At 61.8% G+C, this 23628-nt stretch carries 26 protein-coding genes and 1 tRNA gene; 6 read left to right on the top strand and 21 right to left on the bottom strand.

What is annotated here, in order from left to right; translation table 11 throughout:
* Positions 1-169: 169 nt before the first annotated feature.
* The 6 genes from MU551_RS14335 to MU551_RS14310 all read right to left on the bottom strand — a co-directional run bounded on the left by MU551_RS14335 (position 170) and on the right by MU551_RS14310 (position 3683).
* The gene (locus tag MU551_RS14335; protein ID WP_247045703.1) at positions 170-967 is read right to left on the bottom strand and encodes an IclR family transcriptional regulator; all 798 of its coding nucleotides are present in this window, start codon (positions 965-967) and stop codon (positions 170-172) included.
* Positions 968-1288: 321 nt separating this feature from the next.
* The gene (locus MU551_RS14330) at positions 1289-1573 is read right to left on the bottom strand and encodes a hypothetical protein (RefSeq protein ID WP_247045701.1); all 285 of its coding nucleotides are present in this window, start codon (positions 1571-1573) and stop codon (positions 1289-1291) included.
* A gap of 89 nt (positions 1574-1662) precedes the next feature.
* Positions 1663-1738: transfer RNA gene (locus tag MU551_RS14325), tRNA-Val, on the bottom strand.
* A gap of 102 nt (positions 1739-1840) precedes the next feature.
* Positions 1841-2761, bottom strand: a complete 921-nt coding sequence (locus MU551_RS14320; RefSeq protein WP_247045699.1) for an NAD-dependent protein deacetylase — start codon at positions 2759-2761, stop codon at positions 1841-1843.
* Between the two features lie 8 nt (positions 2762-2769).
* Positions 2770-3261 (bottom strand): peroxiredoxin, encoded by a 492-nt coding sequence (locus MU551_RS14315; protein ID WP_247045925.1) that lies wholly within the window; start codon positions 3259-3261, stop codon positions 2770-2772.
* Positions 3262-3263: 2 nt separating this feature from the next.
* A complete protein-coding gene (locus MU551_RS14310) occupies positions 3264-3683 on the bottom strand; it encodes a DUF3052 domain-containing protein (protein ID WP_247045697.1) in 420 nt (139 codons plus the stop codon).
* Positions 3684-4111: 428 nt separating this feature from the next.
* On the opposite strand from MU551_RS14310, the gene aceE reads away from it, so the two are divergent.
* From aceE to MU551_RS14280, 6 genes are all read left to right on the top strand, one after another.
* Positions 4112-6853, top strand: coding sequence for a pyruvate dehydrogenase (acetyl-transferring), homodimeric type (aceE, locus tag MU551_RS14305; RefSeq protein WP_247045924.1), 2742 nt, complete (start codon positions 4112-4114; stop codon positions 6851-6853).
* A gap of 150 nt (positions 6854-7003) precedes the next feature.
* Positions 7004-8248: a PucR family transcriptional regulator gene (locus MU551_RS14300; RefSeq protein WP_247045695.1), complete on the top strand. Its 1245-nt coding sequence runs from the start codon at positions 7004-7006 to the stop codon at positions 8246-8248.
* A gap of 88 nt (positions 8249-8336) precedes the next feature.
* Positions 8337-9266: an ACP S-malonyltransferase gene (locus tag MU551_RS14295; RefSeq protein WP_247045693.1), complete on the top strand. Its 930-nt coding sequence runs from the start codon at positions 8337-8339 to the stop codon at positions 9264-9266.
* A complete protein-coding gene (locus MU551_RS14290) occupies positions 9263-10390 on the top strand; it encodes a beta-ketoacyl-ACP synthase III (RefSeq protein ID WP_247045691.1) in 1128 nt (375 codons plus the stop codon). Before MU551_RS14295 ends, MU551_RS14290 begins: the two co-directional genes overlap by 4 nt.
* Before the next feature lie 129 nt (positions 10391-10519).
* On the top strand, positions 10520-10765 hold the full coding sequence (locus MU551_RS14285) for an acyl carrier protein (RefSeq protein WP_214840220.1): 246 nt from the start codon (positions 10520-10522) through the stop codon (positions 10763-10765).
* A 172-nt stretch (positions 10766-10937) separates the two neighbouring features.
* Positions 10938-12173 carry a beta-ketoacyl-[acyl-carrier-protein] synthase family protein gene (locus MU551_RS14280; RefSeq protein WP_247045689.1) on the top strand — a complete coding sequence of 412 codons (1236 nt, stop codon included), beginning with the start codon at positions 10938-10940 and terminating at the stop codon, positions 12171-12173.
* A gap of 158 nt (positions 12174-12331) precedes the next feature.
* Here the strand turns inward: MU551_RS14280 and MU551_RS14275 are convergent, their stop codons facing one another.
* The 15 genes from MU551_RS14275 to MU551_RS14205 all read right to left on the bottom strand — a co-directional run bounded on the left by MU551_RS14275 (position 12332) and on the right by MU551_RS14205 (position 23580).
* Complete coding sequence (locus MU551_RS14275; RefSeq protein WP_247045687.1) at positions 12332-12835, bottom strand: DUF3145 domain-containing protein; 504 nt, start codon at positions 12833-12835, stop codon at positions 12332-12334.
* Positions 12836-13138: 303 nt separating this feature from the next.
* Entirely contained in the window at positions 13139-14065 is a 927-nt protein-coding gene (locus MU551_RS14270) for a tyrosine recombinase XerC (RefSeq protein WP_247045684.1), read from the bottom strand.
* 71 nt (positions 14066-14136) lie between these two features.
* Positions 14137-15324, bottom strand: coding sequence for a DNA-processing protein DprA (gene dprA, locus MU551_RS14265; protein ID WP_247045682.1), 1188 nt, complete (start codon positions 15322-15324; stop codon positions 14137-14139).
* A gap of 9 nt (positions 15325-15333) precedes the next feature.
* A complete protein-coding gene (locus MU551_RS14260) occupies positions 15334-16878 on the bottom strand; it encodes a YifB family Mg chelatase-like AAA ATPase (RefSeq protein ID WP_247045680.1) in 1545 nt (514 codons plus the stop codon).
* Positions 16879-17235 carry a YraN family protein gene (locus MU551_RS14255; protein ID WP_247045679.1) on the bottom strand — a complete coding sequence of 119 codons (357 nt, stop codon included), beginning with the start codon at positions 17233-17235 and terminating at the stop codon, positions 16879-16881.
* A gap of 112 nt (positions 17236-17347) precedes the next feature.
* Positions 17348-17674 (bottom strand): DUF2469 domain-containing protein, encoded by a 327-nt coding sequence (locus MU551_RS14250; protein ID WP_056632617.1) that lies wholly within the window; start codon positions 17672-17674, stop codon positions 17348-17350.
* 60 nt (positions 17675-17734) lie between these two features.
* Positions 17735-18469 (bottom strand): ribonuclease HII, encoded by a 735-nt coding sequence (rnhB, locus tag MU551_RS14245; RefSeq protein ID WP_247045677.1) that lies wholly within the window; start codon positions 18467-18469, stop codon positions 17735-17737.
* A complete protein-coding gene (lepB, locus tag MU551_RS14240; protein ID WP_247045676.1) occupies positions 18470-19357 on the bottom strand; it encodes a signal peptidase I in 888 nt (295 codons plus the stop codon).
* Positions 19358-20035, bottom strand: coding sequence for a signal peptidase I (gene lepB, locus MU551_RS14235; RefSeq protein WP_247045673.1), 678 nt, complete (start codon positions 20033-20035; stop codon positions 19358-19360).
* 82 nt (positions 20036-20117) lie between these two features.
* Complete coding sequence (gene rplS / locus MU551_RS14230; RefSeq protein WP_247045671.1) at positions 20118-20477, bottom strand: 50S ribosomal protein L19; 360 nt, start codon at positions 20475-20477, stop codon at positions 20118-20120.
* Positions 20478-20702: 225 nt separating this feature from the next.
* Positions 20703-21512: a tRNA (guanosine(37)-N1)-methyltransferase TrmD gene (trmD, locus tag MU551_RS14225; protein WP_247045669.1), complete on the bottom strand. Its 810-nt coding sequence runs from the start codon at positions 21510-21512 to the stop codon at positions 20703-20705.
* Positions 21513-22079 carry a ribosome maturation factor RimM gene (rimM, locus tag MU551_RS14220; RefSeq protein ID WP_247045922.1) on the bottom strand — a complete coding sequence of 189 codons (567 nt, stop codon included), beginning with the start codon at positions 22077-22079 and terminating at the stop codon, positions 21513-21515.
* A gap of 135 nt (positions 22080-22214) precedes the next feature.
* Positions 22215-22457 carry an RNA-binding protein gene (locus MU551_RS14215; RefSeq protein WP_247045668.1) on the bottom strand — a complete coding sequence of 81 codons (243 nt, stop codon included), beginning with the start codon at positions 22455-22457 and terminating at the stop codon, positions 22215-22217.
* Between the two features lies 1 nt (position 22458).
* Complete coding sequence (rpsP, locus tag MU551_RS14210; protein WP_247045665.1) at positions 22459-22875, bottom strand: 30S ribosomal protein S16; 417 nt, start codon at positions 22873-22875, stop codon at positions 22459-22461.
* A 267-nt stretch (positions 22876-23142) separates the two neighbouring features.
* The gene (locus tag MU551_RS14205) at positions 23143-23580 is read right to left on the bottom strand and encodes a hypothetical protein (protein WP_247045663.1); all 438 of its coding nucleotides are present in this window, start codon (positions 23578-23580) and stop codon (positions 23143-23145) included.
* Positions 23581-23628 lie beyond the last annotated feature (48 nt).

Here is a 23628-nt window from a genome sequence, read left to right as displayed (position 1 = left end):
GACCCCCGTTGGTCTGGCGGGATAGCCCAGCACCACGGTGCTGATCACTATGATGAACAGAGTACAACATAGTGAACGGCTGGCCAAGGAGAATTTTTGTACGCGTCATAGGAGTGGAGGCATGACCGCTCGGAGCTGGTTCATCCGCTACGGGAGGTGGCCAGCACCCTTACCCCATCGGATTACCCAGGGAGTGGGCCAGCTCCTGCAACTCCTTGACCATCTGGGCACCCTGTTCCGGCGAATACGTAGCCTTGAGTGCTGTCACCGAAAGTCCGAGACTGGGCCCATGGGCTCCGCGGGTGGGTACAGCCACAGCGAGACAGACCACCCCCGTTGTGGATTCCTCGTCCTCGAAGGCATACCCCTGTTCGCGGATTTGCCGGATCTGGGCCTTCAACTCCGCTCCCGTGCGCAGCGACTTGGGTGTCATTACAGGTAATTGCAAGTCGTCCGGGAACTTCTCTGCCAGGTCGTGGTCGTGGAGTCGGGCAATAAGGACTTTCCCCACCGCACAGAGGGATACGGGCATCTTGTCGCCGATGTTCGAGGTCAAGCGAACGGCAGGATGGCCTTCGTACCGCGCGAGGTATATGACGTTCATACCTTCGAGCATCGCGATCCGTACTGTCTCACCGGACAGAGTGGGTGCCTGTTCGCAGTAGCGGTAAAACTCCTGCACCTCATCCAGCCGGCTCAAATAGGCTGCACCCAGCTCCACAAGCTTGCGCCCTAAGGCAAAATCCTGACCCTGCCTGCTCACGAGGCGTGCCTCCTCCAAGGCAAGCAGAAGGTTGGACGTTGATGATTTCGGGATGCCGAGCTCCCGGGCCACATCACTTAACGTCAGGCGCCCAGTGGCCGACGCCGCCAAGGCGTCCAGGACGGCAGACGCCCGCGTTACAGCAGGCGCGGGAGACGCGCTTCCTGCTCCCTCGGACGAACGGGAAGTTCGGGAATCCACCATGATTCTCCTTAGCTCGATGCCGCAGTTTCAGCCCTCTGTTCATTCAGCTGAACACAAAACATCCTAGTGGTAAACGCTGCTTGTGAGCCCGCTGAGCGCTAAAGGCGGGCATTATGAGTAGCCCACAACCACTCATCGGAACAGGTCCGGGCCAACAGATGTTGCCCTGAAGTTTCCTTAATAGTTGCGTGTTGTTTCTTTTTTCCAACGCTTCACGGTATATTCATTTCAAGCCTTCCACCGCGGCATCCCCCAATAGCCGCGGTGGAGGGCTTATCCAATTCTTTGGTTAGCGCTAATTTTCCCGCTGATAGCCCGTCGTTAAGCGGCCACGGCCGAGCGAACCCGCCACCCTCCGCCCAATCTGTCGCGGACCAACTCCATGGTGGTCAACGAAGACAAACAGTTGTGGCCGAGCCTCGCCTGGATCTGCCACACCTCAACATCTACCCGGCTCAGGCCCTTTGGCATTCTTCGCTCGGCTTCCCACCAGTTTGTGCGCTCAAACCACCGGACGCAGTCGGCAGCGACGGTCCACTCCCGACCACTCCTGAGGACAGCTGCGGGATGACCATTGGGGGTCAGGCGTACCAGTACGTGTTCCATCGGCCCAAGCTACAGCGAGGGTGCGACAAACACTGGAACGCGAAAACCCCGCCGCTCTGGCCGAATGACCAGAATGACGGGGCTATCTGTGGTGGGTCCTACCGGGATCGAACCGATGACATCCACGGTGTAAACGTGGCGCTCTACCAGCTGAGCTAAAGACCCATCGTATGGTTTCAACGCTGTCGCGCGTCCAACCAACGAACATAGACTCTACCCGAACCTGGGCGGAGAAAGCCAATCGCCTTCGTCGTCCCGTTTCGGCTCCTATATTGCGGGAAGATTGGCCGCCAGCCAGGTCAGCGACTCACTAACGCCGGCTTCGAGCTTAATGGTGGCCAGGTTGTCCCCGCGGGTTTCACCCCGATTGATGATGACTACCGGTTTTCCCTGCTTCGCTGCGTGGCGAACGAACCGCAAACCGCTCATCACGGTCAGGGAGGATCCTGCCACTACAAGCGCTTGGCCTTCATCCACAATGGCGTAGGCCTGTTCCACTCTTACCCTCGGAACATTCTCCCCGAAATAGACGAAATCCGGCTTCAGCAGTCCACCACAGGCAGGGCAATTGGCGATCACAAAGCTCTCGATCAACCGGGAGTCGTCCACTTCAGCGTCAGCGTCCGGCGCTATCTCGACCACTCCTGCAGCAAGAGCTTCCTTGAGGAATCCTGGATTGAGTTCTTCAAGCACGCCGGCCACAAGTTTCCGGCTGTAGCGGCGGGAGCACGACAGGCAGACCACCTGGTCAAAACGGCCGTGCAGGTCAAGCACGTTGACGCTGCCGGCGTCTTCATGCAGGCGGTCGACGTTCTGTGTAATAAGGCCCGTCAAAAGCCCGTGCTTTTCAAGATCGGCAATTGCCAAGTGTCCGGGGTTTGGATCGGCCCGCCTCAGGTGGGACCATCCGATGTGGTTGCGTGCCCAATAGCGCTGACGGTTCTGGTGCTCCCCCACGAACTCCTGGTAAGTCATGGGTTCCCGGGGAGGCGATCCAGGGCCGCGGTAATCGGGAATTCCCGAATCAGTACTCAATCCGGCTCCGGTGAGCATGGCAAACCGGGCGCCGCTAAGGAGATCAGCTACGGCCTGTAGTACGTCCAGCTCATCAGGGGCGGGGCCTGCGGCAGGAATGGAGGGCATGATTGCAAACCCAGTCATACCGATCCCCGGCCGCCGCTGCCTCATTGATCCAGCTACCCCGCCAGTCCAGCCAAGGCCTCACGATAGTCCGCCAGGTCCCTGGCCTGTCCCCGGGGATTGACCACGACGTATTGAATCAGGCCGTCCGAGTCGATGATAAAAGTGCCGCGCAAGGCCATCCCCGTGACGGCGTCGAATACCCCGTATTTCTCAGCCACGGCTCCATGTGGCCAGAAGTCTGCCAGGAGGTTGAAGCCATAGCCTTCCGCCTCTGCATAGGCACGAAGCGTGAACTTACTGTCAACGGAAACTGCCAGCACGGTCGCGTCCGTGTCATCAAACACGGCGAGGTTATCCCGGATCTCGCAAAGCTCTTGGGTGCAGATCCCGGAAAACGCAAACGGATAAAAAAGCACAACCACATTTCGGCCGCGCAACGCAGAGAGCCGGACTGGCTCACCGAACTGATTGACCAGTTCGAAATCAGGTGCCGGTTGGCCGACGGCGGGAACAAGCGTACGTTCCGCAATGGACTGAACGGGCAGGGTCACTTATTCTTCCTGGTCACCAACCGCGTGGCACTCCAGTCCTTGGAGACGCCAGCTGAAGTGGTGACGTGAAGGCCAGCGGTGGGGGCAGCATCCTGGATATCCGCAGGAGACACATAGCCGGGGCGCCCGGATTTCGGTGTCAGGACCCAAATGGCACCGCCCTCGGAGAGGGTGGTCAGGGGTTCGACCAAGGTGTCCACCAGGTCGCCGTCGTCAGCCCTCCACCAAAGAATGGCGGCATCAACGACGTCGTGGTCATCTTCATCGAGGAGTTCCGAGCCCGTGAGGTCTTCAACATCGTCACGCAAGTCGAAGTCGACGTCGTCGTCGTAACCGAACTCCTGAATCAGATCCCCGTTTTTGAAACCCAATTTTTCCGCCACATTTACCGAAGTGGCGGCGTCGGCCTCGCTCACGTGTTCCTCCAATACTCTTGATTCCATAAAAGTCAGGCGACCTCCATTGCTACAAGCCAACACCCTTTGAGCCTGCGCATCAAGCTGTTGGCCCCGTGGCCCCCCAATTTCTGCGTCGAAGGGCGCAGTGGATCCGCCGAAACTACTCCACGGATTGTCACACAACCAGTATGACTGCGAAATACGACAGGGGTGTAAAGCACGCGGCTACGCATCGCATCGCGGTCAGAGTTAGAGTTGCTGATGACGTCTATGCCTGCGGGGCAACCGCTCTGGCTTTATGTGTGGTCATAGACGTGATAGGACCCCTGCCCGGCGCACATGACCGGGCTGATGTTACCGATACGTCGCACACGTCGCGTTCACGCCAGGCAGTTACCCTGCCGGACCTGAGGGCGCCGCTGAATGCGCGCAAAGAGAGGTTGGACGTGGCTGCAGGAGAAGATACCTCCCATATCCTCAGCGGGTTGACTAACCAGCTGCCTGATCGTGATCCGGATGAGACCGCCGAATGGATTGAGTCCCTCGACTCGTTGATCAGGGAACAGGGCACCGAGCGTGCCCAGTACATCATGCGCAGTCTGTTGCAGCGTGCCGGCGCCCAGAGCGTCGGGGTTCCGATGGTTACCACCACGGACTATGTGAACACCATCCCGGTGGACCAGGAAGCAGAATTCCCCGGAAACGAGGAGTACGAGCGCCGCTACCGGGCCTACATGCGCTGGAATGCAGCAGTGATGGTGCATCGTTCCCAGCGCCCAAATATCGGTGTTGGCGGGCACATCTCCACCTATGCCGGCGCTGCAACCCTGTACGAAGTGGGCTTCAACCACTTCTTCCGCGGCAAGGACCATCCCGGCGGCGGGGACCAGGTGTTTTTCCAGGGACACGCGTCCCCGGGAATGTACGCACGCGCCTTTATGGAAGGCAGGCTCAGCGAGAAGGACCTCGATGGGTTCAGGCAGGAAAAGTCCCGTGAGGGACATGCCCTTTCCTCCTATCCCCACCCCCGGCTGATGCCGGACTTCTGGGAATTCCCCACAGTCTCCATGGGCATTGGACCCATGAATGCCATCTACCAGGCACAGTCCAACCGGTATCTGCACAACCGCGGCTTCAAGGACACCTCAGACCAGCAGGTCTGGGCATTCCTGGGAGACGGAGAGATGGACGAGCCCGAGTCACGCGGCCTGCTCCAGCTCGCCGCGAACGAGAACCTGGACAACTTGAACTTCGTCATCAACTGCAACCTGCAGCGCCTTGACGGGCCGGTGCGCGGCAACGGCAAGATCATGCAGGAACTGGAGGCGTTCTTCCGAGGCGCCGGCTGGAACGTCATCAAGGTGGTCTGGGGCCGCGAGTGGGACGACCTGCTCACACGCGATTCGGACGGATCGCTCGTGAAGATCATGAACGAGACAGCCGACGGCGACTACCAGACGTACAAAGCCGAATCCGGCGGATTCGTGCGCGAGCACTTCTTCGGCAAAACCCCGCAGACCAAGGACATGGTCGCGGACTTGAGCGATGACGACATCTGGAACCTCAAGCGCGGCGGACACGACTACCGCAAGGTCTACGCCGCGTACAAGGCCGCCACTGAGTTCAAGGGCAAGCCGACCGTCATCCTCGCGAAGACGGTCAAGGGGTACGGTCTCGGACCGCACTTCGAAGGGCGCAACGCGACCCACCAGATGAAGAAACTCACGCTGGATGACCTCAAGTCCTTCCGCGACCACCTGCGCATCCCCATTTCGGATGACCAGCTTGAGGGCGACCCGTACCAGCCGCCGTATTTCCACCCCGGAACCGAAGCCCCCGAAATCAAATACATGATGGAGCGACGGGCTGCCCTGGGCGGTGCTGTTCCCGAGCGGAGGTCCGAGCACGTGGACGTCAAGCTTCCGGACAGCAAGGCCTACGAAGTGGCCAAGCGTGGTTCAGGCAAGCAAATGGCGGCCACTACCATGGCGTTCGTCCGGCTGCTCAAGGACCTCATGAGGGACAAGGAGTTCGGCCAGCGGATCGTGCCGATCATCCCCGATGAAGCGCGTACGTTCGGTATGGACGCCTTCTTCCCCACTGCAAAGATCTACAACCCCAAGGGCCAGAACTACCTTTCCGTGGACCGGGACCTCGTCCTGGCCTACAAGGAGTCTCCCGCCGGGCAGCTGATCCACCCGGGCATCAACGAAGCCGGAGCAGTGGCGGCGTTCACCGCCGCCGGTACCGCATACGCCACCCACGGCCAGCCGCTGGTACCCGTGTATGTGTTCTACTCGATGTTCGGTTTCCAGCGGACAGGCGACGCTTTCTGGGCAGCAGCTGACCAGATGACACGTGGTTTCATCATCGGCGCCACGGCGGGCAGGACCACCCTTACCGGTGAAGGCCTCCAGCACGCTGACGGACACTCCCCTCTCCTTGCCTCCACAAACCCCGCAGTGGTCACCTATGACCCCGCTTACGGTTACGAAATGGGCCACATCGTCCGTGACGGCCTGGAGCGGATGTACGGCGAGAACACCGGCGACCGGAACCTCATGTACTACATCACGGTGTACAACGAGCCCATCCTTCAGCCTGCCGAACCCGAAGAGCTGGACGTCGAGGGAGTCATCAAGGGCATCTACCTGCTGGCACCAGCCAAGATCGACGGTCCCCGGACCCAGATCCTGGCATCGGGTGTCTCGGTTCCGTGGGCCCTGGACGCGCAACGGATCCTTGCCGAGGACTGGGGCGTTTCCGCCGACGTCTGGTCTGTTACGTCCTGGAATGAACTCCGCCGCGACGGCCTTGCCGCCGAAGAAGAGGCCTTCCTGAACCCGGGCCAGCCCGCGAGGACACCCTTCGTGGCCCAGCAGCTTGCCGGTGCAACCGGACCGATTGTTGCCGTTACCGACTACATGAAGGCCGTGCCGGACCAGATCCGTCAGTTCCTGCCGAACGAGTTCGCCTCGCTCGGCGCGGATGGGTTCGGTTTCTCGGACACCCGTGCCGCTGCACGCCGCTTCTTCAAGAACGACACCCACTCAGTGGTTGTCCGCTCCCTTGAGATGCTGGCGCGCCGCGGAGAGGTGGATGCAGGAGCACCCGCTCAGGCAATCGAGAAGTACCGCCTGCACAACGTCAATGCAGGCAGCACCGGGAACGCTGGAGGAGACTCCTAGCCCCCGGACTTCACCTGCGTTGAGCTTGGCAAATGGCGACGGCGGTTCCCACCTTTCGGTGAGGACCGCCGTCGTCGTTGTCGGGCCGAAAGGCCGTTTGTAGCCTTTGCACAAATGGAGCTTGTCCGCCGCGCACCGTATGCTCGTTGCATGGCAGAGCCAAACCCAACTCCCGCAAAGCGCAAGCCTGCGTCACGGACCCTCACTCCCGAAAAGACCGAAACGCTTAAAAAGCTGCGGGCAAGCGTGGGCCAGTTGTCCACCACCACTTTGCGCCAACTCGAAAAATCGCTTCCCTGGTACAGCAGGCTCAGCTCGGATGAGCGGTCTGCCCTTGGAATGGTGGCCCAGAACGGCATCGCGGCTTTCGTGACCTGGTACGAACGTCCAAGTTCGCCGTCGTGGATTCTTTCGGATGTCTTCGGAACAGCACCCACTGAACTCACCCGCTCCATCAGCCTGCAAAAAGCCCTCCAGCTGATACGCATCGTGGTGGAGGTAGTCGAGGACCAGGTGCCGGTGATCGCCCCGGAGGCCGATCAGCCGTCATTGCGCGAAGCCGTCCTGCGTTATTCCCGGGAAGTGGCCTTCGCCGCCGCCGACGTCTACGCCCGCGCCGCGGAATCACGGGGGTCGTGGGACACGCGCCTCGAAGCACTGATTGTTGATGCCATCCTTCGCGGTGAAAACACCGACGCACTGAGATCCAGGATCGCCGCCTTGGGCTGGAAAGCCCAGGAACGGTTCACAGTAATGGTCGGAAACTCTCCGTCCGAGCCCAGCGCCAGCTATGTGAGTGAATTGCGCCGTACTGCCGGCCGCTTTGCCGAGGACGCCCTCGTGGGCATCCAAGGGGACCGCCTGATCCTGATCCTGGGCGGTTTGCAGGACAGGGAGTCCGCCTATCAGAAGCTCAGCGAGCTGTTCGCGCCGGGTCCGGTGGTCTACGGACCGGAAGCCGGTTCACTGCTGGAAGCCAGCGGATCGGCCCAGTCGGCCTTCGCCGGATTGACCGCAGCCCGCGCCTGGCCTTCGGCCCCCCGGCCGGTCGCCGCCGATGACCTGCTGCCTGAACGGGTCATTTCCGGCGACGACGCGGCGCGAAGGTGCCTTGTGAAGAACATCTACAGGCCGTTGGTGGCCGCCTCCAACGGCCTGGTGGAGACGCTGGGAACGTACCTGGAGCTGGGGCATTCACTGGAGGCAACAGCCCGGGAACTCTTCGTTCATGCCAACACCGTGCGTTACCGCCTGAAGCGCGTATGTGACGTCACGGGATGGGATCCGCTCCTCCCCCGGGAAGCTTTTGTTCTCCAGGCGGCGCTGGTAGTAGGCCGTTTATCCACCCCTCCGAAGGCTGCCACGGAACGCCAGCCGTCCCGGAACAACAACTGAACCGTTGTAGACTTCCTACAAACTGACCCATGGAGCTTGGTGCATCAATGCACCGCTGAATCGCTCGGTAATTTGGAAAGCTGGATACGTGCTTGCAATCGTCTGCCCTGGACAGGGCTCCCAGACCCCTGGTTTTCTGGCCCCTTGGCTGGAACTGCCTTCCGTAGCAGGCCATCTGGCCGCCCTGAGTGAAATCGCAGGCATTGACCTCACCGCTCATGGAACCACCTCTGACGAAGAGACAATCAAAGACACCGCTGTTGCGCAGCCTTTGATTGTGGCCGCCGGCCTGGTGGCAGCAAAGTCACTGTTCGACGTCGAACTGAGCACCCTGCCGGTGGTCCTGGCGGGCCACTCGGTGGGAGAGATCACTGCTTCCGCCCTTGCAGGCGTAGTCACTGAGGCCGAGGCCATGACCTTCGTCCGTGAGCGTGCCAACAGCATGGCGGCAGCTGCGGCGGTGACGCCGACCGGCATGAGTGCTGTTGTGGGCGGAGATTCCGTTGAGGTCCTCGCTGCCATTGAAGCCTCAGGGGCGACACCCGCCAACGTCAATGGAGCCGGCCAGACCGTGGCCGCGGGCACCTTCGATCAGCTGAAGTTCCTCGCCGACAATCCACCGGCCAAGGCGCGGGTCATCCCCTTGAAAGTTGCCGGGGCATTCCACACCTCGCACATGTCGCCGGCTGTGAGCGCACTGGAGGCCTTGAAGCCCACCCTGTCCCCGCAGAACCCCCAGGTACCCCTCCTGTCCAACTTTGACGGCCAGGCAGTGACGGAGGGCTCCGCCGCGGTGGAGAGCCTCATCGCCCAGGTGTCCCGGCCGGTCCGCTGGGACCTGTGCATGGAGTCCCTGGTCCAGAGAGGCGTCACCGGAGTCATTGAACTCGCCCCCGCAGGGACCCTTACCGGTCTCGCCAAGCGAGGAATGCCAGGCGTCAAGACAGTTGCTGTCAAGACCCCCGAAGACCTTTCCGCAGCCCTTGCCCTCTTCGCAGAACTGGATGGCCAGTCATGAGCGTTCCCGTTCTCAAACAGGCACCCGTCAACCCGAACACCAGGATCCTCGGCCTTGGCGCCTACCGTCCGGATGTCATCGTCACCAACGACGACGTCTGCCAGTGGATCGACTCTTCGGACGAATGGATCCGGCAACGCACGGGCATCGTCACCCGGCACCGTGCAGCCGCTGATGTCAGCGTGATCGATATGGCAGAGGGCGCGGCCCGCGAGGCCCTCCAGAAGGCAGGCATCGATGCCTCCCAGCTGGGCGCGGTGATTGTCTCCACAGTGACCCACCCCTACGCGACGCCGTCCGCTGCAGCGAGCCTTGCAGATCGGATCGGAGCCACGCCCGCTCCGGCGTTCGACATCTCCGCTGCCTGCGCGGGCTACTGCTACGGCATTGCCCAAGGCGATGCCCTCGTCAGGTCCGGAGCCGCAGAGTACGTGCTGGTGGTTGGCGCGGAGAAACTCTCTGACGTCATCGACAACACGGAGCGGACCATATCCTTCCTCCTCGGTGACGGCGCCGGTGCAGTGGTCATTGGCCCGTCGGACACTCCCGGCATCGGTCCGTCGGTCTGGGGTTCGGACGGCAGCAAGTGGGATGCCATCGGCATGACGCACTCCCTTAATGAAGCCCGTGATCAGGCACTTGACCCGCAGGGACTGACGTCCCGGGTCAACTCCCAGCGAAACCCTGCTCATGGGAACACTGCCCATGGAAGCGCTACCCTCACGGCCTTGAACACCGCCGAAGCCGCTGTAACCGAAGCAGCCATCTGGCCCACTCTCCGCCAGGATGGCCAGACCGTTTTCCGTTGGGCAGTGTGGGAGATGGCCAAGGTTGCCCAGCAAGCGCTCGACGCGGCAGGCGTCACGGCTGATGACCTCGTGGCCTTCGTACCCCACCAGGCCAACATGCGAATCATCGATGAGATGGTGAAGAAGCTCAAACTCCCCGAGACGGTCACCGTTGCCAGGGACATCGCCGAAGCTGGTAACACCTCCGCCGCATCCATACCCCTGGCCACCCACAGGCTCCTCAAGGAAAACCCCGCCCTAAGCGGCGGGCTTGCCCTGCAGATCGGCTTCGGAGCAGGCCTGGTCTTCGGCGCCCAGGTGATCGTGCTCCCCTAAGCACCGGTCTTCCGGCCCGATCCAACAACTGAATACGTTCTAAAAGACACGCATCTTTCCACACCAAGCCGTATCCGCGGTTTGCACCATTTCCGGTAACTGCCGGCAACACAAGAAAAGGAGCCATCAATGGCTAGCAACGAAGAGATCCTGGCCGGCCTGGCTGAAATCGTTAACGAAGAGACCGGCCTGGCTACCGAGGCAGTAGAGCTGGACAAGTCCTTCACCGAGGACCTGGACATCGACTCCATCTCCATGATGACCATCGTGGTCAACGCAGAAGAGAAGTTCGGCGTGCGCATCCCGGACGAAGAGGTCAAGAACCTCAAGACCGTTGGCGACGCCGTCAGCTTCATTTCCAACGCCCAGGCCTAGTCCGGGTTTCAGGCCTAAAGCCTAAGGGCCGCTGGTCCCGGTCTGCGATTCCGCGACCGGGACCGGCAGTCCCCAGAAATACCAAGTTTTCGAAAGATCCTTACGCACGCCCCCCGCTCAGCCTTCCGGCCACCAACGCAGGGCGCGGCAAGCACCGACAGAGAGTGATCCCATGACACGCAAAGTAGTCATTACCGGTCTGGGTGCCACCACGCCCATCGGCGGCGACGTACCCACGATGTGGACGAATGCGCTGAAGGGCGTCTCCGGAGCCCGCACCCTCGAAGATGACTGGGTGGCCAAGTTTGAGCTTCCTGTCCACTTTGCTGCGCGGGCCTCCACCCCGGCCCTGGACGTGCTGGCGCGGGTTGAAGCAAAGCGGATGGACCCGTCCACGCAGTTCGGCGTCATCGCCGCCCGGGAAGCCTGGGGTGACTCCGGGATCACCGAAGTTGATCACGACCGGCTCGCCGTTGCCTTTGCAACCGGCATTGGCGGAGTGTGGACCCTCCTCGATGCCTGGGACACCCTGCGCGAAAAAGGCCCCCGGCGGGTTCTTCCCATGACCGTTCCGATGCTGATGCCCAATGGAGTGGCCGCAGCAGTCAGCCTTGACCTCGGTGCCCGTGCAGGCGCCCACACCCCCGTCTCAGCATGCGCCTCCGGAACGGAAGCTTTGCACCTTGGCCTTGAACTGATCCGTTCCGGCAAAGCGGACGTCGTTGTCTGCGGCGGTGCGGAAGCTGCGATCCACCCGATGCCGATCGCAGCCTTCTCCTCCATGCAGGCACTGTCCCGGCGCAATGAAAACCCCCAGGGCGCCTCACGGCCGTACGACAGGGACCGGGACGGCTTTGTGATGGGTGAAGGCGCCGGCGCCATTGTCCTCGAAGCCGAAGAACACGCCCTTGCCCGCGGCGCACGCATTTATGCCGAGCTTGCAGGCACATCGGTGACAGCTGACGCGTACCATATCACTGCCCCGGATCCGGAAGGCCTCGGCGCAACCCGCGCCTTGAAGGCCGCCATGTTTGACGGACGGGTGCAGGCGGAGGACGTTGTCCACGTGAATGCACACGCCACCTCGACTCCGGTAGGCGACAAGCCCGAGTACACGGCGCTCAAGGCCGCGCTGGGTTCCCATCTGGAGAACGTGGCCGTCTCTGCCACCAAGTCGCAGATGGGGCACCTCCTGGGCGCCTCAGGTGCCGTCGAAGCGGTACTGACAGTGCTCGCCGTCTATGAACGGAAGGCGCCGGTGACTATCAACCTTGAAAACCAGGATCCTGAAATCCCGCTCGACGTCGTGACCTCCGCCCGCGATCTCCCTTCCGGGAATATCGTCGCGCTCAGCAACTCCTTCGGTTTCGGGGGCCACAACGCGGTCATCGCAGTCCGCAGCGTCTGACACCGATTCACAGCCATATGCAGAAGTGGCCCCCGCCGAGCAGTTCACTCCGGCGGGGGCCACTTCTGTGCTATGGAGAGTCAATCAGTGGAGGCACGTGGATGGAAGCGTAATTCGGCCCGCTTTCGACACGCCTGAGGTGGACAGGCCGGCAGCTTCTAGCCGACCTGATGCAGCCAGCGGACAGGTGCACCTTCCGCGGCGTGCCTGAACGGTTCCAGTTCCTCATCCCAAGCCTCGCCGAGTGCCAATGAGAGTTCGTGGTAGACGGCGGAAGGATCGCCGGCGCCTGATTCGTAGGCGTAACGGATGCGGTCTTCAGAAACCATGATGTTTCCGTGAACGTCCGTCATGGCATGAAAAATGCCGAGCTCCGGGGTGTGTGACCAGCGCCCGCCATCGACACCCGGGCTGGGCTCTTCCGTGACTTCATAGCGCAAATGGGCCCAACCTCGCAGCGCAGAAGCGAGCTGGGCCCCTGTTCCCTGGTTGCCCGTCCACGACAGCTCCGCCCGGAACATTCCGGGCGCAGCAGGCTGAGCAGTCCACTCCAGGTCCGTTCGCTTGTCCACGACTGACCCGATAGCCCACTCAACGTGCGGGCACAGGGCAGTCGGGGCCGAGTGAATGAACAACACACCGCGGGTCATTGCAACAGACATTCCATCCTCCATAGCTGTAGGTACGTCTTCCCCAACGACCTCTGCCTGGATGTGTGTCCGCTGCCCGGTTACCGCATGGTGCGGGTGATCCTTGCCAGACTTATGAAATTTTCAGAGCAACGTCGGCTTCAAGTAGATGCCCGGTTCTTAGCTTCAAGCATCAGTTGAGAGTTGCCGACGTGAGTCTTATTGTGCCGTACCACGCCTAATTACGCCAGTGCAATTCCAAGATGAAGTACGGTACCTTGACTTCGGGTGGTCCGTCTCCTGACCATAGCGGGCCCCGGGGAAATGGGCCTCTGTTCAGGCGCGGGGATGGGCCTGAAGGTAGCTCCTCCGCAAGCGGTCCACTGAGACATGGGTGTAGATCTGGGTGGTGGCAAGGCTGCTGTGGCCCAGTATTTCCTGGACGGCCCGGAGGTCAGCTCCGCCGTCGAGCAAATGGGTGGCTGCGGAGTGACGCAGGGCATGGGGCCCGGTGGCCGATGTATCTCCCAGGGCCTCCAGCAGGCCTTCAACGACCGTCCGCACCTGGCGCTGGTCAACCCGCTTTCCCCGCAGGCCCAGGAAGAGCGCGGGGCCACTTACTTCCGTAGCCAGCCGTGGCCTTCCGCGACGGAGCCAGTCATCCACAGCGACTGCCGCGGGGAGACCGTAGGGTACCGTGCGCTCTTTATTGCCTTTGCCCAGGACACGCAGTGTCCTCCTGTCCGGATCGAGATCGTCGACGTCCATGCCGGCAAGCTCCCCCACGCGCACGCCCGTTGCGTACAGCAGTTCCACCATTGCGCGGTTCCTCAACGGGATGGGCTCACCGGCCGCCGCTGTGGTTTCCAGATCCGTCAGAAGCCGCGAAACCTGTTGCTGGTTGAGGACGCCAGGGAGGGACCCTTCCCGCTTAGGCGCCTTAAGCCTGAGAGCCGGATCCACAGCGATCAGCTCCTCGCGCAGCGCCCAGGAAGTAAAGGCCCGCGCGGTGGCCGCCCGCCGCGCGAGAGTTGACCGGGATATCCCGGCTTCACTCTGGGCGCCCAGCCAACGGCGCAACGTCCCGAGCTCTATCTCCTCCGGACTGCTGATTCCTTCAGATACAACGTGGACAAGAAGGCTATCCAGGTCCGAAAGATAGGCCCGCACCGTATGCTGCGACCGGGCCCGCTCCCCCACGAGGTACTTGCCGAAGCTGTCGGCAGCGCCGGCAAGCGCCGGGGGCAGATCTTGGATCTTCACGCCTTCACTTTCCCACCATTTGCTCGCGGATCAAGCACGCCGGCGGCGAGTCCCTGGCTCACGCGCTCTGTTCAGCACGATTTCTTTGACCGCTTCCAGCCTCCACCCTCAGATACGGCAAGGCCAAGGAGACCAAGCCGCCCCAGCCCGGCACGGACCGATTCGATGCCCAGGCCGGCCACTGCGGTAAGTTTTTCCACCGAACTCGTGGTGCGCAGCGGAAGCGCGTCCAGAAGGATCAGGTCTTCAAGCGTCAGGCCGTCATGGTCTGCCGCTGCCCCGCGCTTGTCGTCCGGCAGCGAGCTTCCGCTGGGGCCAACCAGTTCTGCCACGTCACCAGCGTCCGTGACGCACACTGCACCGCCCTCCCTCAGCAGGCGATGACAGCCAGCCGAGTTTGCGCTGTGCACGGAGCCGGGAACGGCTCCGACGACCCTTCCGAGGCTCTCGGCATGATGAGCAGTATTGAGCGCTCCGGAGCGCCATCTCGCTTCCACCACAACAGTGACGGCCGTCAAAGCTGCGATCAGCCGGTTCCGTTGGAGAAAACGGTACCGGGTAGGGGCAGAGCCCGGCGGCACCTCTGCAATGACAGCGCCTTGATTGGCTACCGCCCTCAGAAGGTCCTCGTTGCCCGATGGATAGAAGCGGTCAACGCCTCCTGCCATCACTGCGATGGTGGGAATCGGTGCTGTTCCTCCGCTAAGTGCGGCCCGGTGGGCATGGGCGTCAATGCCGTATGCCCCGCCGGACACGATTGTGAAACCGCGTTGGGCCAGAGAATAGGCGAGATCCCCTGTCACCGATGCGCCGTAGCTCGTGCTGTCACGGGAACCAACGAGGGCCACGGACATGGCTGCTGGTGGCAGCACCTGTTCCACGCCCCGCCACCACAGGCACAGCGGCTGATGAATGCCCAGATCCTCCAATTGGCCAGGCCAGAGATCATCAGTGGGAATGATCGTGCGTCCTCCCAGCCGTTGCATGGTTGCAAGGTCCCGTTCCGGTGCCAGATCCGGTATCCGTGGAGCCCATCGTTTCAGCGCCGCCCCCAGCCCGGGCCATTGGCTTCCGCCGCCGCTGTCCGCAAGTACCGTTGTGATATCACGCTCAAGTTCCGGTCCGGCCGCTATTTGGCCAGTGGCAATCCGCAGTGCATCTGTTGCCCCCACTACGCTTACCAGTGCCGTACCAGCCGCGTCCTGGGGTTCCATCAGCCTGGACAGCGCCGCCCTGGCTGATCGCTCGTTGTCAGTCATCTTTTCCTCTCAGGCCGCAGCCGATGTGGCTGCCTGCCGCAAAGCGAGTGCCTGTCCGATGTCATTGGAATCAGGACTGCCGCGTTCTCCGAGATCGGCAAGAGTCCACGCCAAACGGAGAACCCTGTCATATCCCCGTGCAGTCAACACACCACGTTCCAGCGAGTGGTCCAGAATCCGCGTTGTGGGCGCCGGTAACCGCAGGATTCCCCGCAGAACACGGCCCGGCACCTGCGAATTTGTCTCCATCCCAAAAGGCAAGAGCCGCTCCGACTGCCTGTTCCGGGCAGCTCCAACGCGCGCGGCAATGGTTCTGGTGTCTTCTTCCCCTCCGGACTGCCCAAACTCTGCCAAGGAGACCCGTTCGACCTCCAGTTGGATGTCCACGCGGTCAAGGAGCGGTCCTGACATCCTCGCCACGTAGCGGCGCCTCATCATCGGAGTACACGTACAGTCCAGCCCTTTCCCCGAAGCCTTGCCGCAGGGGCAGGGATTGGACGCCAGCACCAACTGGAAACGGGCGGGGTACGCTGCCGTGCCTGCGGAACGGTGGATGACCAGTTCACCGCTCTCCAGCGGCTGGCGCAGCGCATCAAGGACACGCCGCTCGTACTCCGGCGCCTCGTCAAGGAAAAGGACCCCACGATGTGCCCGTGAGGCTGCCCCGGGGCGGGGCAGGCCTGACCCTCCGCCGATAATGGCAGCCGAAGTGGCACTGTGGTGTGGATTCTCGAAGGGCGGTCTCCGGACAAGCTGAGCAGAAGCTGAGGGCAAGGAGCACAGCGAATGTATGGCCGTAACTTCCATCGCCTCGGTGTCGCCAAGATCGGGAAGGAGCCCGGGAAGCCGCTCCGCAAGCATCGTTTTACCTGCGCCCGGAGGACCGGTCAGGAGCAAATGGTGAGCGCCCGCCGCGGCGACCTCCAACGCACGCCGCGCATCCCCTTGTCCGGATACGTCGCTCATATCGGGGGTGGGCCGCGCAGCATCCTCGGGATCGCAGGGCTCTTCGTCCTCCGGTTCGAAGTCCAAGGCAAGTTCCTGGGGATCAGCCCCGAAATCGAAGGCCAGACGTGCGAGGGTCTTGTATCCCCTCACCCGTGCGCCGGGCACGAGCTGAGCCTCGGCCGCATTTGCCTGCGCCACCACGATATCCGGATACCCTGCCTGGACAGCGGCCATCACGGCCGGCAGGATTCCGCGAACAGGCCGAAGCCGTCCGTCAAGGCCCAACTCGGAAATGAAGACGGTCCGCTCTGTGCTCCTGATGTCGTTGGCTGCCCGGAGGACCGACATGGTAATCGCCAGATCGAACCCCGAGCCGCGTTTAGGCAGAGAGGCGGGGATCAGGTTGGCTGTAATCTTCCGCCGGCTGAGTGGAATACCGGAATTCTGCGCCGCCGAACGGATCCGCTCCTTGGCCTCGTTAAGGCTCGCATCCGGCAAGCCGAGGATCACGAAGGCCGGAAGGGTCTGCCCGATGTCTGCTTCTACTTCGACGATGTATCCGTTCAGCCCCACCAAGGCAACGGAGTAGGCCCTGCCCAGCCCCACCTAGCCCACACCCTTGAGGTGCTCCACCACGGGATCGCCGACGCCGTCGTCAACCACGGCTATAACATCCACCCGGCGCAGCGGCATCCTCAGCTCATGGTCGCGGCACCAGGCGGCAGCCAGGCGGTGCAGCCGGGCCAGTTTGCTGACACCGACGGCCTCAAACGGATGCCCGTAGGACAACGAGGTTCGTGTCTTGACCTCGGCCACGACCAGTGAGTCGCCGTCGAGCGCGACAATGTCAATTTCCCCGTCCGTGCAGCGCCAGTTGCGGTCGATAATCCGCATACCCTGCAGTTCCAGATAACCGGCAGCAAGATCTTCCCCGCGCCGGCCAAGTATGTCTTTGGCTTTCATCTCTACCTCCGAGACCAACCCTCGCGGGGAGAGGAAAGGCGAGACAGGGAGATGTTGCGCTATGTGGGTAAGTCAGCCCCGACGTTGTTTGTGCAGGGGAAGTGGCAGAGGGCTAGTTGCCCAGGTCGACGTCCTTGGGAAGCGCCAGTTCTTCGCTACGGGGGAGCTCTTCGACGTTGACGTCCTTGAACGTGATGACCCGTACGCTCTTCACAAACCTGGCTGAGCGGTAAACGTCCCATACCCACGCATCCTGCAGCGTCAGATCGAAGTAGACCTCGCCGTCGGCACTCCGGGCCTGAAGGTCGACGTGGTTGGCGAGGTAGAACCGCCGCTCAGTTTCGACAACGTAGCTGAACAGGCCGACGACGTCCCGGTACTCGCGGTAGAGCTGAAGCTCCATGTCTGTTTCGTAGTTCTCAAGATCCTCGGCACTCATGCTTCCATCTTGCACCATGCAGCAGGCGCTGTGCGCCACGAGAGGCGCCGGGAGCCTGGGTCAAACGTCAGGTCCGAACAACTGCCAGCTGACCCGGTGGTAAGGGGTTGGCCCGGACAGGCGGAGAGCTTCGCGGTGGGCAGCGGTCCCGTAACCTTTGTTCTCGTTCCAGCCGAAAGCCGGATACTCGCTATGCAGCGAAAGCATAAGGCGGTCACGTTCCACCTTCGCAAGGACACTCGCCGCCGCTACACTGAGGCACTGCATGTCGGCCTTCACAAGGGTGTAAACGGGAGCCTCACAACCGGGCTCAGGCACGGCACTGATCAGCGACGAGGGCTCACCGGACAGTGAAGGTTCATCGAAAAGGCCCGGCTCGTCGAAAAGCGATGGTTGGGGGTCCGGCGTCAGCCAGTTGTGGCTTCCGTCGAGCAGCACGGCCTGAGGCGTAATTCCGAGGGCGAGGATTTGATTCCAGGCCCGGTTACCGGCAGTCCGCAGTGCGGCGATGATGCCCAGCGAATCAATTTCCTTTGCCGATGCGTGCCCTACGGCAGACGCCACACTCCAGCCTCTCACCAGAGGCTCCAGCCGCTCCCGGTCTTCCGCTTTGAGTAGTTTGCTGTCCCGGACGTCCTCAAGGAGTTCCTGCCGGCCAAGGTCCACCACCGTAATCCCCACCGTGACGGGTCCCGCCAAGGCACCGCGGCCTACCTCGTCGACGCCCGCAAGGAACTGCACGCCACGGCTGAGGAACCGGCGCTCGTAGTCAAGGGTGGGGGCTTCGGTAACCATTTACTTTGCCGCGGGAGCAGGGACGCTTCTGAAAACGTCCGGATAGTTGTCAAGAACGCCGAGCCTGTTGAGAGGCCACGCAATCACCGCTGCCTTCCCCTCAACATCAGGCAGATCGATGAATCCGCCGTTGGTGTCCTGGTGTGCGCGGGAATCGGCGGAGTGGTTCCGGTTGTCCCCCATGACCCACACCTTGCCGGCGGGGACCACGACGTCGAAGTTCTTGATCTCGGGCGGTTCAGCCTTATTCACGTAGTTCTCGTCCAAGGGAACGCCGTTGACGGTCAACCGTCCGCCAGCATCGCAACAGACCACGTGGTCGCCAGGGAGCCCGATGACACGTTTGACAAGGTGCTGTTCCGTATCGTCAGGCAACAGCCCCACGAAGATCACGGCATCTTCGAACCAGGTGAAGGGGCCGTCCGCCTCATGAGGCGTCTGAGGCAGCCAGCCCTTGGTGTCCTTGAAAACCACGACGTCGCCACGCTGGAGCGCGAAGGGTTCCGGAACCAGCAGATTGACGAAGATCCGGTCGCTGATGTCCAGGGTGTTGACCATGGATTCGGACGGAATATAGAAGGCGCGGAACAGGAAAGTTTTGATGAGGAAGGATAGGACAATGGCAATGGCCACCACCGTGGCTACTTCCTTCAGCCAGAGGAGAAGCTGGTTGGGGCTATGGTCCTCCTTCTTGGCCTTGCCGCTTTCAGCACGCCTTTGTGCAGCGCGCCCAAGCACAGACGCTCCGCTGCCTGCCCGGTCGGCAGCCGGCAGACCTGAAGCAGGCACACCTGAAGCCGCCGCAGCGGGGGCCACCCCGGTGAACGGAAGGTGTCCGGACTCGTCCCGCTCGTGCGACCCGGAATCCCGGGGGTCGGTCTCGGGCATCTACTGTCCATCCTTCGTTGTTGTCTCGGCCTTGGAAGGCCGTTCCACTGAGCCAAATCTATCAAGCGGCCAGATGATCTGTACCGGTCTGCCCATGACGCGGTCCACGGGAACCATCCCGCCGCCGGGGGCTCCCAGCAGGCTCCGCGAATCGGCTGACATGGACCGGTGATCACCGAGTAACCATAACCGTCCGGACGGCACGATCACACTGAACTTCTGCTTGCTCGGCACGTCGCCGTCATACACATAGGGTTCCTCAAGAGACTGGCCGTTCACTGTGAGTCTGCCGTCGCTTTCGCAACACACCACGTGGTCTCCCGGGAGCCCGATTACCCGTTTTACATAGGTGGTGTCACTGCCCGTCAGCCCTAACCAGTGGCCCAGGCTTGAGGCTGCGTCCAGCAATGGACCCTGGCCGCTATTCAGCGGAGCAAAGGTCCCCCGGCCGTCGAAGACCACTACGTCTCCACGGCTGATGGGCTGCGTCCGGAAGTCCGTCCGGGACACCAGGATCCGGTCTCCCGTTTCAAACAGCGGCTCCATCGACGCCGACGGGATGTAGTAAATATCCAGCCAAAGAGACCGGACCAGCCCGCTGATGGCTACTGCGACGAGGAGCGCAAGCAAAACAAAACGCCAGCCCGGTCTCCCGTGCTGGCGTTTTGTGTTGTCCATGATCCGTATCCTGTGGCGCTGTTGCGGATGGCTCCGGCGCGGCCGGATACGGGTTGCGGACCCGCTTCGAAAGTCCGGAGACTTACTTGGCGGTCTGGAAGTCGCGCTTTTCCTTGATCTTGGCGGCCTTACCGCGCAGTGCGCGCATGTAGTAAAGCTTGGCCCGACGCACGTCACCCTTGGTAACGAGCTCGATCTTGTCGATGATCGGGGAGTGTACCGGGAAGGTACGCTCTACGCCGACACCGAAGGAGACTTTGCGGACGGTGAAGGTTTCGCGGATACCGTCGCCCTGGCGGCCGAGGACAAAGCCCTGGAAGACCTGGATACGGGAGTTCTTGCCTTCGATGATGTTGACGTGAACCTTGAGGGTGTCACCCGCGCGGAACTCAGGAACATCGGTGCGCAGCGAGGCTGCATCTACGGAATCGAGGATTTGCATTGATCCACTCCTGGTAAACGCCACAGGTCATTTACTTTGGGTCACGGCGGCCAAGCCCGGATTTTGATGGCCCGGAAATTTCCGCCGAAAGTTGCTGTTCCGGTTCCGTCACTGATTGACGGCTCCGGGGCGCCAGGCTGTTGGTTACGCTCCCCCTGTGGCAGGTTCGCACCCAGTAGGCACAAGGACTAATTTTGCCACATGCGAGGCCTTGAGGCGAATCCCTCAGCCCTGATCGTTTACCGGCATGTCGGGTCGCCGGTGCAGGCGGCCGTCGACGACGTCGTACCCGAGGTCCGAAAATTCCGTGCGGTCCGCGCGGGTCAGTTTTGTCGCATCAAAACCGTCCAGTAGATCCGGGCGACGGGCCGCCGTGCGCCGGTACTGCTCGTGGCGCCGCCACTGGGCGATTTTCCCGTGGTTTCCGCTCAAAAGGATGGGCGGCACTTCACGGTCACGCCAGGTGGAAGGTTTCGTGTATACGGGGTATTCGAGCAGTCCGTCCGCGTGCGACTCCTCCACAAGGGATTCCGGATTGCCGACAACGCCGGGCAGTAGCCGGACAATCGCTTCAACCATGGCCAGTACGGCAACTTCGCCGCCGTTCAGGACGTAGTCGCCAAGACTCATCGGGCGGACCGTGAAGTGTTCCGCGGCCCACTCGATGACCCTCTCGTCTATGCCTTCATACCGTCCGCAGGCAAAAATAAGCTGCTCTTCTTCCGCCAGCTCGTGGGCCAGCGCCTGGTTGAAGCGCTCTCCAGCTGGCGACGGAACGATCAGTACTGGCTTCTCGCCGGCGTGTCCCGCCTCCGCAATGGAGGAAAGCGCCTGAGCCCAGGGCTCGGCCTTCATGACCATGCCTGCTCCGCCGCCGTACGGAGTGTCATCGACGGTCCGGTGCCGGTCAGTGGTGAATTCGCGCAGGTCGTGCACCTTCAGGTCAAGCAGTCCGTCCTGACGGGCTTTTCCGATCAGGGAGAGCTCCAAAGGCGCCAGATATTCCGGAAAGATACTGACGACGTCGATCTGCATTTAGTCGTCGTCCCCGGCTTGGGAGGATGCGGCCTCTTCGCCATCTGCGGCGCCGCCTTCTTCATTTATGCCAAAGAGGCCCGGCGGGGGCGTGATCAGCACATAACCTTCTGCAACGTTGACCTCGGGGACAATTTGTTCCACAAACGGAACCAGGATTTCCTTGCCTTCAGGTGTTTTGACGGTCAGGAGGTCCTGAACCGGCAGGGTGGTGAGAGCGGCGATTTTGCCAACGACCTCTGACCCCACCCGCGCCTCAAGCCCCACGAGCTCGTGCTCATACCAGCCTTCGTCGTCATCGTCCTCCAGCTCCTCTGTTTCAATGAAGAGCTTCGCTCCGCGGAGTGTCTCCGCCTCATTGCGGGTCTCAATCTCCTCGAATCCGAGCAGCAGGATGTCCTTGTTCCAGCGGGCGCTCAGAATCGTCAGCGGACCGGCGGACGCCGGTTCCACCACGAACTCGGTACCAGGGACAAAGCGATCCCCCGGCGCATCCGTCAACACCTGTACGGTCACCTCACCGCGGATACCGTGGGGTTTTCCGATTCGTGCCACCTGAAGCTGCATCTGTTCCTCTGTTCCGGATTCGGGATGAATGGTTTCGAGCTGCCGCTCTTGGGAAGGGTAGTGGATCTCAAAAAAGTCCGGCCCCTCCACCATCTGGTGAAGGGGCCGGACCCAAGACAAGTGTTGCTGGCGCGATTACCGGCGGCGGTCAGTGTCGACGACGTCGACCCGGACCTGCTCGCCATTCGCCAAAGCTGCCACCACAGTGCGCAATGCACGTGCGGTGCGGCCCTGACGGCCGATCACCCGACCAAGATCATCCTGATGAACGCGTACCTCGAGGGTGTCCCCGCGGCGGTTGTTCTTGGCACTGACCTTGACGTCCTCGGGGCTGTCAACAATCCCGCGGACAAGGTGTTCGAGCGCTTCTGCCAGCAATTTACTCAGCCTCGGTGGTCTCTGCTTCGGCGCCTGCTTCAGCCGGAGCTTCCGCCTTGGCCTTCTTGGTGATGGCTTCCGGGATGATCACGGAGCGCTTTTCCGGAGCAACGAAGGCAACCTTGGGGGCTTTCGTCTTCAAGGTACCTTCCTGGCCGGGAAGACCCTTGAACTTCTGCCAGTCACCGGTGATCTTGAGGATCGCGGCAACCTGCTCGGACGGCTGGGCGCCGACGGACAGCCAGTACTGGGCACGCTCGGAGTTAACCTCGATGTATGAGGGCTCTTCGGTGGGGTGGTACTTGCCGATTTCTTCGATGGCACGACCATCACGCTTGGTGCGTGAGTCTGCAACGACAATGCGGTAGTACGGTGCGCGCATCTTACCGAAGCGCTTAAGGCGAATCTTTACGGCCACTTTTGTGGTCACTCCTGTTTCTGAAACGGGGTCGAACCCGGCGTTCTGCACCCGTGGGGCGGGCCATACTAGGGGGTTCTAAAGGACAGGATCCAGACGCGGAGAGAGGGGCCACGCAGATCAAGTACCTACTTATTGTGCCAGATCGACGGCGGGATTTCGACTTGACGCCCGGCCGGCAGCTCCTGCGTGGTGTCCAGGCCATCAACCCGGCTCGCCAGCCTGGCCGCCTTGCCGGGTTTTCGCCTGCCTCGACCGGGTTGAAGTCTAGGAAGCCCAGACGTACAGGCCGGTCCGATCGTTCTCGTCAACGCCGCTGGCCAGCTCTGCGATCCGCTGGACGTAGCCCCTGGCTTCATCAGACCCAAAGGGCATGTCGTCTTCCGCAGCCCACTGCTCAGCGACGTGTTCAAGCACATCGCCTTCACCTTCGGACTCGTAGGTGAGCAATTCGGCCAGAGCACGGACCATAGCCGGCGGAACACCGAGAAGGGAGTCGCTTGCTACATCCACCATGGCCAGTTCATAGTCCGCGCCAGCTGCATGCACGGCCGCGCCTGCGAGGTCGCCCAACTGTTCGATTTCGAAGTCGCTGATTCCGGGGATGCGCAGAGCATCATCGGTGGCAGACACTCCGCCGTCCAGCGCTTTCGCCCGCTTCAGCGCGCCGTCGTGGGTGGAAACAAAGATCTCGGTAAACCCCATGGAAATCGCCCTCATTCCGTTGCTGCGAGGAAGGTCCTACGGTGCGGA

The sequence above is a fragment of the Arthrobacter rhizosphaerae genome (genome assembly GCF_023062595.1).
Lineage (GTDB): Bacteria > Actinomycetota > Actinomycetes > Actinomycetales > Micrococcaceae > Arthrobacter > Arthrobacter rhizosphaerae.
This window is presented reverse-complemented; position numbering and strand designations above follow the sequence as displayed.

Coding starts and splice junctions, on each gene's coding strand:
- MU551_RS14335 (WP_247045703.1), bottom strand. CDS start 967: ATGGTGGATTCCCGAACTTCCCGTTCGTCCGAGGGAGCAGGAAGCGCG.
- MU551_RS14330 (WP_247045701.1), bottom strand. CDS start 1,573: ATGGAACACGTACTGGTACGCCTGACCCCCAATGGTCATCCCGCAGCT.
- MU551_RS14320 (WP_247045699.1), bottom strand. CDS start 2,761: ATGAGGCAGCGGCGGCCGGGGATCGGTATGACTGGGTTTGCAATCATG.
- MU551_RS14300 (WP_247045695.1), top strand. CDS start 7,004: ATGGCAGAGCCAAACCCAACTCCCGCAAAGCGCAAGCCTGCGTCACGG.
- MU551_RS14290 (WP_247045691.1), top strand. CDS start 9,263: ATGAGCGTTCCCGTTCTCAAACAGGCACCCGTCAACCCGAACACCAGG.
- MU551_RS14285 (WP_214840220.1), top strand. CDS start 10,520: ATGGCTAGCAACGAAGAGATCCTGGCCGGCCTGGCTGAAATCGTTAAC.
- MU551_RS14280 (WP_247045689.1), top strand. CDS start 10,938: ATGACACGCAAAGTAGTCATTACCGGTCTGGGTGCCACCACGCCCATC.
- MU551_RS14275 (WP_247045687.1), bottom strand. CDS start 12,835: ATGTCTGTTGCAATGACCCGCGGTGTGTTGTTCATTCACTCGGCCCCG.
- dprA (WP_247045682.1), bottom strand. CDS start 15,324: ATGACTGACAACGAGCGATCAGCCAGGGCGGCGCTGTCCAGGCTGATG.
- MU551_RS14255 (WP_247045679.1), bottom strand. CDS start 17,235: ATGAAAGCCAAAGACATACTTGGCCGGCGCGGGGAAGATCTTGCTGCC.
- MU551_RS14250 (WP_056632617.1), bottom strand. CDS start 17,674: ATGAGTGCCGAGGATCTTGAGAACTACGAAACAGACATGGAGCTTCAG.
- rnhB (WP_247045677.1), bottom strand. CDS start 18,469: ATGGTTACCGAAGCCCCCACCCTTGACTACGAGCGCCGGTTCCTCAGC.
- lepB (WP_247045676.1), bottom strand. CDS start 19,357: ATGCCCGAGACCGACCCCCGGGATTCCGGGTCGCACGAGCGGGACGAG.
- lepB (WP_247045673.1), bottom strand. CDS start 20,035: ATGGACAACACAAAACGCCAGCACGGGAGACCGGGCTGGCGTTTTGTT.
- rplS (WP_247045671.1), bottom strand. CDS start 20,477: ATGCAAATCCTCGATTCCGTAGATGCAGCCTCGCTGCGCACCGATGTT.
- trmD (WP_247045669.1), bottom strand. CDS start 21,512: ATGCAGATCGACGTCGTCAGTATCTTTCCGGAATATCTGGCGCCTTTG.
- rimM (WP_247045922.1), bottom strand. CDS start 22,079: ATGCAGCTTCAGGTGGCACGAATCGGAAAACCCCACGGTATCCGCGGT.
- MU551_RS14205 (WP_247045663.1), bottom strand. CDS start 23,580: ATGGGGTTTACCGAGATCTTTGTTTCCACCCACGACGGCGCGCTGAAG.